Genomic DNA, 13130 nt, shown 5'->3' on the forward strand with positions numbered 1-13130 from the left:
ACTTTAATCTCCAATTTGATCGCGAAATCAATTAGTTAGTCTAGACTAACTTGATTAAAGTGCCCCCTTTTTTGGGGTAGAGCCAAAATGATTTCAACATTGAAATTACTTAAGTCATTGATATAGTAGCATTATCTAGGAACTAATGAAGGAACTCTATGATAAGGAATACCCTAAAGCGTTTTGGCAGTGTGACAAAAATATTGCACTGGTTAATCTTTATTTTAATTATCGGCCAATTTTATTTTGTCTGGTCACTTAGCGATAATTCACCACTCACAGACTTCTATATAATGCTGCACAAGTCCGTAGGGTTTACTATTTTATTACTCGGAATCTTATTTTTTATTTGGCATATTATAAACATCAAACCACTTCCACCAATAAATCAGCCACGATGGCAATACATTACTTCCAAAGCAGTTCACCATACTCTTTTTATTCTTATAATACTCATGCCAATCGTTGGCTATTTATTATCTTGTGCGGATGGAAAACCCATTGATTTCTTCGGCTGGTTTACTATCCCTTGCCTTATCGCAAAGAATGATTATCTTGGCGGCATTATGTTTTCAACACATCAAACGCTTGCCTATTTAATTCTCATTTTAGTAGGGATTCATTTCCTTGCGGCGTTATATCATCACTTCATTTGCAAGGATAATGTATTAAGACGCATGCTTCCTTTTACTTCTGGCGAATAGTTTTAATATCTAAAAGAGTGAAAATAAGTTATTTAAACCCTGATTTTGACCGAGTAAAGAATTCTCTTTACTCGGTTCACGACATCTACCCAAATGGAAATTATAGGTATTGAGGTGCTGTAGGTTGATAAGGGTCTGTATATGTTCCATGATATGATGGAGGTGGAGTGTCGGAGTATGTGGATGGAACTTGAGTATAGTAAGGTGGAATATATACTCTTTGCGGAATTCTGCAATCAAAATTCAGCTCCCCTACTTGAACCATATTGATATCGCCTTTACGTAAGTGTCGTATTTTTTCCAATAACTCCTGAACCTTTTCGTTGTCTTTACTAAAATAACGAGAGAAAAAAGAAGGTATTGGTTTCTCGTTCCCCCCTAATAATTTTGCCATTTCCGCACGCAATGCAACCATCGCGCATCTTACAATCATAGGGTCAATACCTTTCTCATCTCTCAAATGAGCTTCTTCTGCTGCAGTTAATCTAAATCGCTCTGGGTCTGATGGATCCATAGACTCTTTATTCGCTGACTTATTAAGGGAATCATACAGCATACTCATCGCAAAACATCCAACACCTGCACCGATGATAGCAAGCAAAACGGCTCCAGCAATCACAACACCAACAGGATTAACCCCTGCAGCTACCGCAAGAGCAATTAATGGTGCAGATCCAAAATTAAGCGTTAAAAAAGCTGAACCTACGCCAAATCCAATAGAAGTAGAGATCATTAATGCGCCCTTCAGCCAACCTTCGCCATAGCAAAAACGCTCTACGCTGTTTGCAAATTCATTAAGCATATAATACAAAGCAATAAAAGCTAAAACGACGGCAATCAAAGCTAAAAGGATGAGAAATAAGGCTGCCATCAATTTAGCCAAATCGTCTTTTGAAGATGAGTCATGGCCGTGATGGTTAGAAGGCCAGCAGCAACCATCTGCACCCGCATGATGGTGATGATATCCATGATGATGCGAGTTGATTATAGAACTCAGGATTAACCAATCAAGAAGCGTTGGATCTTGATAACCATAATAATTATACTCATTAATCACATACTTAGCCTGTGGATTAAACTGAGGCATGGGCGGCTTAAATGCACTTCGTTGCGAAGGCTGCATTCCTTGATACAAAGGTGTCGCACTAAATAGTGCATTAAAAGCAGCATATGCTTTTAATTTCTCTGCTGGATCCAATTTAACAAGTGGGCTTTGACTCAATGGAGATTCTAGAGAATATTGCACCGCCAGAAACATTTCATTGTACGCAGTATTCACATCTAAGTGTCGATCAACACACTTTTGGTAGTGATTTAATATATGACCATATAATTGCTTTAATTTAAGATCAGTAAACTTCTTACTTAAATCAGGCATAGCGATACTCCTATATATTGGGTTACATAGGCAAACTCTGCTACCCCCAGCCTTAGTATATTAATAAATAAGCAGCTCAAGTTAGCGCATTTGTCTATAAAACCTAGTGCCTCACAATTTGTGCGCGATTAATTAAACTTTTTACATACAAGTCATAATCCATCATGCCATAGCTTGCTTCTATTTGTTGAATTAAGCTATCTTGCTGCTCCCTATCTAATGTACTTAATTTCCCATAATGAATTTGCTTCAATCGTACTACAACATAATCACCATTTGGCATAACAATGCCATCACGGCTTTCTGGTCGTAATAAATTAAATGCCATATCATTAACATCCGTATCTACCTTATCATTATCACGTGTGGACATAGCTACTGATTTCCATGATAAATTATTTGAGCGAATCAATTCTTGTTGCTGCTTATCCTCAACTGGATTTAATAAACTTTTTCCAATCTCTTTTGCTTTGGTTTCAGCAATTTTTTTCACCAAAATTTTGTTAATTTGATCGTGAACTGCTTCTAAAGGCTGCTCCATTTCATCCCAATGTTGATTAACTCTTACAACCACGAGCGAATCATTATCAATTTGTATTGGCTCGCTGTTATTGCTTAAATCAAGAACGTCATGGCTGAACGCAGCATTAATTACCTGCTTATTTTTTGTAATATTATCTGTGCCACCGGATCTTGAAAAAGGTTGAGTTTTTTCAATTTTTAAATTTAAGGCATCTGCTACAGGCTGGAGAGAGTCCGGAGATTGATAGCTTAAATCAGACAATTGCTCCATGGCTTGTGTATATTTTGTTTGGGCCGCTTCAGCAATCAATTGCTCTTTAATCGATGAAGCTACTTCGGAAAAAGGTTTTGTTGAAACTGGCTTATATGCGATTAATTTAAAAATCTCATATCCGTGTTTTGTTCTTTCAGGAGGAGAAATCTGTCCTGGTTTCGTTAAATTAGATAAAATTTGATTGTAATTATTTTGACTGCCTGCAGTAATCCAGGGAAGTACACCTTTATCTGCTACAGAAAGCTTGTCATCTGACATCACTGAAACAAGATGTTCAAATTGTCCTGGATTTTTCTGTAATACTTGGTATGCATCATTTGCTTTTTTCTGAATCTTTTCCAAATCAGCTTGACTCGCATTCTCTGGAACAGCAAATAAAATATGTGCTACTTGCCAACTTGCAGGAGTTAAATAGTTATTTTGATTATCTTCATAATAACGTTTCACATCGTCATCGGATGTTTTTATCTTACTTTTAATATCATGCATCGATAAAGTGACATAATCTAAACTAACTTTTTCTGGTGACATGAATTCCTTTTTATGCATTTTATAATAACTTTCAATTTCTTCTGGAGAAACATGAATATCTTTTTCGAAGCGCTCTACTGGAATAGTTAAATAATCATAGTCCCTGCTTTGCATGTACAAGCTCACAAAGCGATCTATTTCATCGGGTAAAGCAAAAGAACTACCCATAAAAGCAAATCGTTGTTGGTTTAACAGCATTCCCTGCTTTACTTCATTTTGAAAACTTGATTGAGTGAATAAAGCGGCATTGAGTGCTTGTTGATATTTTTGAGCTGAGAAATGACCATCTTCCTGAAATTGAGGAATACTCAAAATTGCTGCATCTGCTTGGCTTGAACTCACATCAAATCCATTATTAAGAGCAGCTTGTACCTGAACCTCATTAGTAATCATTTGATCTAAGACTTGATTTTGCAACTTCTTTTCATCAGCAGCTGTCATTTGTTCCATATCTTGCATGGAGCGAGCACGTCGGTAATTGTTTTCAAATGATTGTATTGATAGAGGAGTGTCGTTGACGACCACCTTGGAATTGGTTGTTTGATGTGATTGCAGATAATAATCCACACCAAAAAGTGTAAACGTAATACCGATTAAGATAACCACTAACCAAGCTACAACACCCTGTATACGTTCATTTAACTTTTGTAACATGTCCCGAGATCCATATTATTAATAAATAAAGCATTTTTATTTTAGTGAGGGCTGATTATAACCCAGACTGAAAAAAATCAAAACAAAAAATATTCATCCATCCAGCAAAATTTTCCTTTCCTGAATTAGCTACAAATTAGAGTGAAGAGTGTACGTTACTTTTTTCATAACTTCATCTAATCTTTTCTCTTAAAGACAAGCAGAAATAAGATAGAAATAAAATTTTGAAGTGAGCATTCTCATTTCAGATAAAAAAAACGCGCCTTTCGGCGCGTTAATCTGGCGGAGTGGACGGGGCTCGAACCCGCGACCCCCGGCGTGACAGGCCGGTATTCTGACCAACTGAACTACCACTCCATTTCTTGGTGGGTGCTGTAGGGATCGAACCTACGACCCTCGCCTTGTAAGGGCGATGCTCTCCCAGCTGAGCTAAGCACCCTGAAAACTTATGCTTCTTGCACCGCTTCTTTCAGGTTTTTACCCGCTTTAAACTTGGCTACTCGTGACGCTTTAATTTGAATAATTTTACCAGTTTGTGGGTTTCTACCTGTTCTTGCTGAACGATTGCCTGTTGAAAAAGAACCGAAACCAGGTATTACTACTTGATCACCACTTCTTAAAGCATCAGTAATAGTACTAGTAAAAGTTTCGAGAACTCTGCTGGCATCAGCTTTTGTTAAACCCGAACCACTTGCTATAGCATCAACTAATTCGCTCTTATTCATTGCTTCCCCTATACTGTTAATCTTCCATACTTCTGAGTTAATTTAATCAAACTCATCAAATTAACCAATCGAGTAGTTACTTCCTTGCAATGCCCGCTAGTGGCGGGCTACGAAACGAAATATACCTCTAATTAATGGGTATGTAAATCATTATTTTTAATTTTTTTTGATCTTTTACCCACTAAAGCCTCAGATTGTACATTTGTTGACTTATCTACCCAAGGACTGCGTTGTAAAGCCAATTCTAAAACCTGTTCTATAGTCTTAACAGGGTGTATTGTTAGCTTACGCAAAACATTATCTGGAATCTCTTCCAGGTCTTTTACATTTTCCTCAGGGATAATGACATGCTTAATTCCACCTCGATGAGCTGCCAATAATTTCTCTTTAAGACCACCAATTGGCAACACCTGCCCCCTTAGCGTGATTTCACCTGTCATCGCTACATCTGCTTTAACAGGAATCTGGGTCACTACAGAAACCAACACAGTGCACATACCTATCCCTGCGCTTGGACCATCCTTTGGTGTAGCACCTTCGGGCACGTGAACGTGAAAATCATTCTTATCGTAAAAATCATCAGGTAAACCCAATTTTTTAGCGCGACTTCGTACAACCGTCATCGCTGCATGAATGGATTCCTGCATGACTTCACCCAATTGACCTGTATGCGTCACTTTGCCTTTACCAAGCATCATTGATGCCTCAATTGTCAACAACTCTCCGCCAACACTTGTCCAAGCCAAACCTGTAACCTGTCCCACTTGGTCAAATTCCTCCGCCAAACCATATCGAAATTTTTTCACACCTAAATATTTTTCGACATTGCTTGTAGTTACAGTCATTTTTTTAACTTTCTTATTCGATAAAATTTCTTTTACAACTTTTCTACAAACACTAGCAATATCGCGCTCTAAATTACGTACACCAGCCTCACGAGTATAGTGACGGATAACATCTCGAATCGCACCCTCACTAATATGTATTTCATCGTTACTCAGGCCATTTAAGACGACTTGTTTTGGAACAAGATATTTCTCAGCAATACTTACTTTTTCATCTTCTGTATACCCTGCAAGTCGAATCACTTCCATTCTATCTAATAATGGAGCAGGAATTTCCAGCGAATTTGCTGTTGCAATAAACATAACGTCACTCAAATCATAATCTACTTCAAGATAATGATCGTTAAACGTATGGTTCTGCTCGGGATCCAGTACTTCGAGTAAAGCAGCCGCTGGGTCCCCTCGGAAATCCATAGCCATTTTATCCACCTCATCCAGCATAATGAGCGGATTTTTTACACCAGCCTTACACAGTTTCTGAATGATCTTTCCTGGCATGGACCCGATATAAGTTCTTCTATGACCGCGAATTTCTGCTTCATCTCTAACGCCACCTAAAGCAATACGGATAAACGTACGACCTGTAGCATTTGCAATAGATTGTCCCAATGAAGTTTTACCTACCCCTGGAGGTCCAACAAGACAGAGTATAGGTCCTTTTAAGCGTTTTACACGTTGCTGAACAGCAAGATATTCAATAATACGTTCTTTAACACGTTCCAGGCCATAATGTTCTTTATCCAATAATTTTTCTGCCTTAAGCAAATCAAACTGAATTTTGGTTCTCTTTTTCCAGGGCACTGAAAGCATCCAATCAAGATAATTACGGATAACTGTCGCTTCAGCAGACATAGGTGACATCATTTTCAACTTATGAAGTTCCGCATGCGATTTTTCTTTTGCTTCTTTAGGCATTCCGGCTTTGTTAATCGAATTTTCCAGTTGTTCGATTTCATTTCCTTCTTCGCCTAACTCGCCCAATTCTTTTTGAATTGCTTTCATTTGTTCATTGAGATAATACTCTCTCTGACTTTTTTCCATTTGTCGCTTAACACGTCCTCTCACACGTTTTTCAACATGCAACAAGTCAATTTCGTTCTCTATAGCAGACATTAAACGCTCAAGACGAGTTCCCACATCCTTTGTTTCCAGTAATTCTTGTTTATCGTCTACCTTCAATGTTAAATGAGCAGCAATGGTATCCGCTAAACGTCCAGGTTCTTCTATACCAGCAAGCGGAGATAAAACTTCAGGTGGAATTTTTTTATTCAGTTTAATGTATTGTTCAAACTGCGACATTAAGGAACGCATCAAAATGCCGATGTCCGGTTCTTGTACCGCACTATTTTCATCTTCAATTAGCTCGAGATCAGCTTCTAGATATCCTTTAGCTTGATTGTATTCCTTTGCTCTAGCACGCTTTTCACCTTCGACTAAAACTTTTACAGTTCCATCAGGTAGTTTCAGCAACTGAAGGACGCTAGATAACGTACCTACTTCGAAAATATCAGCTTCAGTGGGATCATCATTCGATGATTTTTTCTGTGCTACTAAAAAGATTTGTTTGCTATCAACCATTGCCGCTTCTAAGGCTTTAATTGATTTTCCTCGCCCAACAAACAAAGGAATAACCATATGAGGGTAGACCACTACGTCTCTTAATGGTAATACAGGTATATTAGACAGATTTTCTGTCTCATTCGAAGTCTCTTTAATTTCAGTGGACATAATGAACCCTTATTCAAACGGAAAACTTATTTTTATTCACGCAACTACTAAATTATAATTTAAAAGGAAGGGAGAGTTATTGCAAGAAATCAAAGCGTTAATTAAGAAAGTTCCTTAAAGAATCTCTCCCACACTTTCTGCAGGAGAGATAAAGAGCAGAAATTCTACTCTTGACCACCTGCTGCACTCTTTATCCCATCCTGTTCATAAATAAGAATGGGTTTAGATGAGCTATTCACGGCATTCTCATCAACCACAACCTTAATTACTCCTTCAAGAGAAGGTAATTCATACATGGTGTCTAAAAGAATATTTTCAAGTATTGCACGTAATCCTCGTGCGCCCATTTTTCTTTCTAGAGCTCTTTTAGAAATGGCGATTAATGCTTCTTCTCTAAATTCAAGCTCCACTCCTTCCATTTTGAATAAAGACTGAAATTGCTTGGTTAAAGCATTTTTGGGATTAGTTAAAATATCAATCAGAGCAGATTCATCCAACTCCTGCAACGTAGCAACTACGGGCAATCGTCCAACAAACTCTGGTATTAATCCGTACTTAATTAAGTCGTCGGATTCCAATTGATTTAAAACTTTGGATATTTCATTACTGGTATCTTTTTTATTTTTTAATTGGGCAGAAAATCCAATACCTGACTTATCACTTCGTTCTCTTATCACTTTTTCTAATCCGGCAAAGGCTCCACCACAAATAAATAAAATATTTGAAGTATCTACTTGCAAGAATTCTTGTTGTGGATGTTTACGGCCGCCTTGCGGAGGAACTGAAGCGATTGTACCTTCTATCAGTTTTAAAAGCGCTTGTTGAACTCCCTCGCCAGAAACATCTCGGGTAATAGAAGGATTATCAGACTTACGTGATATCTTATCAATTTCATCAATATAAACGATACCGTGCTGGGCTTTGTCTACATCGTAATCACACTTCTGTAGAAGTTTCTGGATAATATTTTCCACATCTTCACCTACATAACCTGCTTCAGTAAGTGTGGTTGCATCAGCCATAGCAAATGGGACATTGAGGATGCGGGCTAACGTTTGAGCTAAAAGTGTTTTTCCGCTTCCAGTTGGACCAATAAGCAAAATATTACTTTTCCCAAGTTCAACTCCATCTTCACTTTTATGCTGTAATCGCTTGTAATGATTATACACAGCTACGGACAAGACTTTTTTTGCATGAGATTGTCCAATGACGTATTCATCTAAGAAATTTGAAATTTCTTTAGGTGATGGTAATCGTACGTCTACCTCTTCATGTGATTCATGGGTTTCTTCACGAATAATATCGTTACACAGTTCTACACACTCATCACATACGAATACAGAAGGGCCAGCAATCAATTTTTTTACTTCATGTTGGCTCTTGCCGCAAAAAGAACAATACAAAACTTTATCGCCACTTCCGTTACCGGATTTACTCATAACCCAACCCCTTCTTACAACGATTATCAGAAAAATAGATAATATATGTAAAATATTAGTCAATCAGAAAAAGATATGCCACTGTTATTCAGCGCAATTATTTTTTTAAAAAAATAAAGCAAAATACGAAGAAGTATAATGAATCAATTATAAAAGGGACCCCTATCGCATTCCTAGCCTGGGTGCAGTGAAGCGGAACCCGGTAAATCTGAACCTCAAACCCAGGTTCCGCTTCACTGCACCTAAGCTACGATACATTATAGTTCAGTTCTTTAAATTTAATGAAAAATAATTACTCTGATTTACTTACTGACTCTCGATCATAAAGCACTTTATCAACCAAGCCATATTCAACAGCTTGTGTGGCGCTCATAAAATTATCGCGCTCAGTATCACGCATAATTTGATCTGGTGTCTTGTTAGTATGCTTTGCCATAATAGTATTTAACCGCTCTCTTACAGCCAAAGTCTCACGAGCATGAATTTCGATATCCGTTGCTTGACCACGATACCCCCCTAAAGGCTGGTGAATCATTACTCGTGAGTTTGGTAAACAGAATCTCTTACCTTCAGCTCCAGCACAAAGTAACAAAGCAGCTGCACTTGCTGCTTGCCCTATACATAAAGTACTTACATCAGGTTTAATAAACTGGATTGTATCGTAAATTGCCAAGCCAGCAGTTACGACCCCTCCCGGTGAGTTAATATAGAGAGAAATATCTTTCTCAGGGTTTTCAGACTCAAGAAACAACAATTGAGCAACCACCAAATTAGCCATATGATCTTCAACTTCACCCAAAAGAAAGATAATACGTTCTTTCAATAATCTCGAGTAAATATCATACGAACGCTCACCTCGTGAAGTTTGTTCAATAACCATTGGGACTAATCCACTGGCATTGCGAATTATGTTCTCTGAATAGCCCGACATATAATTACTCTCCTTTTTTCTCTGCCGCTTCAGTTGCTGGTTTAGGATTCATTACTGAATCATAATCTTTATTTTTATATTTAACTTTTGCATCTTCAGCGATTTTATCTGAAACCATCTCTTCCATAACAAGTGCTTCAATTTCAGCCATGTTCTCTTTGCTATTTTGATACCAGGCACGAAGCTCATCTGGATTTTCATAAGCACTAGCAAAACGTTCAATCATTGCATTTACTTTATCTTTATCAGCAACGATTTGATGTTTTTTAACATACTCTGAAAAGAGCAAACCAAGATGAACACGTCGTTTTGCTTGGTCTTCGAAAAGCTCTCTTGGGAAATCAGGAATTTGTTCATTTTCATGATGTTCATGTCCAAAAAGACGATGATACATATCATGTTTCAAATGTTCGATTTCTTTGTCAATTAAAGCAATTGGCAATTCAATGGTATTTACTTCCATTAATTTATCAAACAACTTTTCCCTGTTCATCATACTCACGCGACGCTCTAACTCACGAGTCATATTGTCTTTAATATCTTTCTTCAGCGCATCGATACCGCCTTCTTTGATGTTAAACTTCGCTGCAAATTCATCATTAAGTTCAGGAAGCTTTCCTTCCATTACATTATGAATCGTAATTTTGAAAACGGCTTCTTTACCTGCTAGTTCTTTATGACCATAATCTTCAGGAAACGTTACTTTAATATCAAAAGGTTTCTCTTTTTTATTACCAATAATTCCATCTTCAAAGCCAGGAATCATTGCTCCAGAACCAAGAACCAATTCATGGCCTTTCGCACTGCCGCCTTCAAAAAGTTTATCATCGAGGTAGCCTTCAAAATCAATAACGACTTTGTCGTCTTTTTTGACAGCTCGAGATACATCGTGCCATTCTTTATTTTGCTCACGAAGTTTATCCAGCATGCTTTCAACATCTTTATCAGTTACTTCTGAACGAACCAGTTCAACTGCCGCTTGATTTAATTCAGCAATCTCAAATACAGGCATCACTTCAAATGTTGCAGTATATTTAAAATCCTTCCCTTTCTCTACTTGTTCAGGCTCAACATAGGGATAGCCCGCAGGAATCAATTCATTTTTTTGTAATGCTTCATATAAAGTGGATTGAACCATCTCGCGCGCGACATCTTCACGAACACTTTGAGAGTAGCGACTGACGACAACATGCATAGGTACTTTACCGGGACGAAAACCATCAATTTTAACTTTGCGAGCAAGATTCTTGAGACGTAAGCTCACTTCTTCCTCAACTTTCTCTGAAGGTACAGAAACTGTTACCTTACGTTCCAAACCTTTTAGGGTCTCAACAGAAACTTGCATCAATTTCACCTCTTGGAATTTATAATGTAATGGTGCGAAAGGAGAGACTCGAACTCTCACGGGTCGCCCCGCTGGAACCTAAATCCAGTGCGTCTACCAATTCCGCCACTTTCGCAAATCAGGTTGGATTATCAATCAGTAATTCGGTCTTGTAAAGACTCAGATAAAATCTTTAGCGATAAACCATTTTTTCTCAAATGGGGTGAACGATGGGACTCGAACCCACGACAACCGGGATCACAACCCGGGGCTCTACCAACTGAGCTACGCTCACCATAAAAACTTTCTACCAGAAATTCTTATGAACAAGATCTGGGCTGGCACGCCCGGCAGGATTCGAACCTGCTACCCTCGGCTTAGAAGGCCGATGCTCTATCCAGATGAGCTACGGGCGCATCTTGGTCGGGGTGGAGGGATTCGAACCCCCGACATCCTGCTCCCAAAGCAGGCGCGCTACCAGACTGCGCTACACCCCGTAAAACCCGTCCCAAGGACAGAGCGCAGATAATACTAGGTGCTTTCATCAAGGTCAATATCTTAAATCATTTAATTTTCATTAATTTTACTTTATGCGCGATGATACTTATTTAGCTTGAACAAATCGATATTTTTTGAAACATGTAGCTGAGTGTACATACAAAATTTATTTAGACTCTTACACCTACTCGTATCTCCATCACTTTTCAGCTAGCATTAGTGATTAGAATAAATTCCCAATGAATATTATGAAATTTAAATTGCTTCCTATCTTCGATAATATGAATTACTTACATAAAAATCATGAACATGTCGTATTGCCAGATATGCGCTTTCAAAATGATTTTAATTACGCTTTAAGTTTTCTGAAAAGTTATACCGGTAGTCAAGGCACATTTAACAGCTATCGCAGAGAAACTGAACGGTTACTTCAGTGGTCTTGGCTAATTAAGAAAGCTACGATAAACGAATTGAAACGTGATGATATAGAGCAATATATTCATTTTTGCCAAAATCCGCCCAAATCCTGGATCAGTTTAAAAAAAGTACCCCGTTTTATTGAAAAAGAAGGTAAACGTACCCCTAATGAAGAATGGAAGCCTTTTGTTGTAACATTAAGTAAATCTGCAATAAAAAATGGACACAAGCCCGAAATTGATCAATTCAATTTATCTCAGGGAGCGATCCAAGAAATATTTGCTATTTTAAGTACCTTGTTTAATTTTTTAATTGCTGAGGAATATTTGGTCTCTAATCCGGTTGCTCTAATTCGTCAAAAAAGTAAATTTATTCGCAAGAGACAACATAATGCCCCCATACGCAGACTGAGCTTGATTCAATGGGGCGCAGTATTGGAAGCCGCAGAATCCCTTGCAGAAGAATCTCCCTTGAAGCATGAACGAACTCGGTTCATGCTGAGCATGTTGTTTGGCATGTATTTACGGATCTCTGAACTGGCTGCAAGTGATCGCTGGATCCCGAGCATGAATGATTTCTCTAAGGACAGTAACGGCCACTGGTGGTTTACCACTGTCGGTAAAGGAAATAAAGAGCGACAAATTGCAGTAAGCGATGCAATGTTAGACAGTTTAATGCGATGGCGTTCTTTCCTCGGATTATCCCCTCTCCCATCCCCAGCTGATAATACCCCCCTTATTCCCAAAATTCGTGGTAATGGCCCCATGAGTGATACAGCACCAATACGAAGAATCATTCAGCGCTGTTTTGACTTGGCTGGGGAGCAACTGAGGATAAAAGGACATATGGAGGAAGCAGATAACTTGGCTGCAGCCACTGTCCACTGGTTAAGGCATACCGGAATTTCTGAAGACGTTAAAATTCGCCCTCGTGAACATGTACGAGATGATGCTGGCCATAGTTCCAGTGCAACAACTGATCGCTACATTGATATTGAGAAACAAGCACGCTACAAATCTGCCAGAAAAAAAACTATAGAGCCTGAACCAACTTAATGGATTTATGTTAGAATTTAGGTAATGTCGTAGCCTGGGGGCGGCGCAGCGAAACCCGGGTTTAAAAGTAATTATCATATTTCCCCGGGTTTCGCTGCGCCGCCC

The 13130-nt window shown here is 38.4% G+C and carries 9 protein-coding genes and 6 tRNA genes; 2 read left to right on the top strand and 13 right to left on the bottom strand.

The features are described 5' to 3' along the window. Positions 1-158: 158 nt before the first annotated feature. Positions 159-704, top strand: coding sequence for a cytochrome b (locus tag Lani_RS03420; RefSeq protein WP_019232032.1), 546 nt, complete (start codon positions 159-161; stop codon positions 702-704). A 100-nt stretch (positions 705-804) separates the two neighbouring features. Here the strand turns inward: Lani_RS03420 and Lani_RS03425 are convergent, their stop codons facing one another. From Lani_RS03425 to Lani_RS03485, 13 genes are all read right to left on the bottom strand, one after another. Then, entirely contained in the window at positions 805-2082 is a 1278-nt protein-coding gene (locus Lani_RS03425) for a hypothetical protein (RefSeq protein WP_019232031.1), read from the bottom strand. A gap of 103 nt (positions 2083-2185) precedes the next feature. Continuing rightward, a complete protein-coding gene (locus Lani_RS03430; protein ID WP_058388400.1) occupies positions 2186-4063 on the bottom strand; it encodes a SurA N-terminal domain-containing protein in 1878 nt (625 codons plus the stop codon). A 280-nt stretch (positions 4064-4343) separates the two neighbouring features. After that, positions 4344-4420, bottom strand: a tRNA-Asp gene (locus Lani_RS03435). Positions 4421-4426: 6 nt separating this feature from the next. Next, positions 4427-4502: transfer RNA gene (locus Lani_RS03440), tRNA-Val, on the bottom strand. A gap of 7 nt (positions 4503-4509) precedes the next feature. Beyond that, the gene (locus tag Lani_RS03445) at positions 4510-4788 is read right to left on the bottom strand and encodes an HU family DNA-binding protein (protein ID WP_010653977.1); all 279 of its coding nucleotides are present in this window, start codon (positions 4786-4788) and stop codon (positions 4510-4512) included. A gap of 131 nt (positions 4789-4919) precedes the next feature. Then, positions 4920-7361, bottom strand: a complete 2442-nt coding sequence (lon, locus tag Lani_RS03450) for an endopeptidase La (RefSeq protein WP_019232030.1) — start codon at positions 7359-7361, stop codon at positions 4920-4922. Positions 7362-7525: 164 nt separating this feature from the next. Next, positions 7526-8800, bottom strand: coding sequence for an ATP-dependent Clp protease ATP-binding subunit ClpX (clpX, locus tag Lani_RS03455; protein WP_019232029.1), 1275 nt, complete (start codon positions 8798-8800; stop codon positions 7526-7528). A 292-nt stretch (positions 8801-9092) separates the two neighbouring features. Then, positions 9093-9731, bottom strand: coding sequence for an ATP-dependent Clp endopeptidase proteolytic subunit ClpP (gene clpP, locus Lani_RS03460; RefSeq protein ID WP_019232028.1), 639 nt, complete (start codon positions 9729-9731; stop codon positions 9093-9095). Positions 9732-9735: 4 nt separating this feature from the next. Beyond that, positions 9736-11076, bottom strand: coding sequence for a trigger factor (gene tig / locus Lani_RS03465; protein ID WP_040521874.1), 1341 nt, complete (start codon positions 11074-11076; stop codon positions 9736-9738). Between the two features lie 30 nt (positions 11077-11106). Beyond that, positions 11107-11191 (bottom strand) — tRNA-Leu (locus tag Lani_RS03470). A gap of 83 nt (positions 11192-11274) precedes the next feature. Further along, a tRNA-His gene (locus Lani_RS03475) sits at positions 11275-11350 on the bottom strand. 44 nt (positions 11351-11394) lie between these two features. Continuing rightward, positions 11395-11471, bottom strand: a tRNA-Arg gene (locus Lani_RS03480). A 4-nt stretch (positions 11472-11475) separates the two neighbouring features. Continuing rightward, positions 11476-11552: transfer RNA gene (locus Lani_RS03485), tRNA-Pro, on the bottom strand. A 249-nt stretch (positions 11553-11801) separates the two neighbouring features. On the opposite strand from Lani_RS03485, the gene Lani_RS03490 reads away from it, so the two are divergent. Continuing rightward, positions 11802-13025 (top strand): tyrosine-type recombinase/integrase, encoded by a 1224-nt coding sequence (locus Lani_RS03490; RefSeq protein ID WP_019232027.1) that lies wholly within the window; start codon positions 11802-11804, stop codon positions 13023-13025. Positions 13026-13130: the final 105 nt, after the last annotated feature.

It is taken from the genome of Legionella anisa (assembly GCF_001467525.1).
GTDB classification, from domain to species: Bacteria; Pseudomonadota; Gammaproteobacteria; order Legionellales; family Legionellaceae; genus Legionella; species Legionella anisa.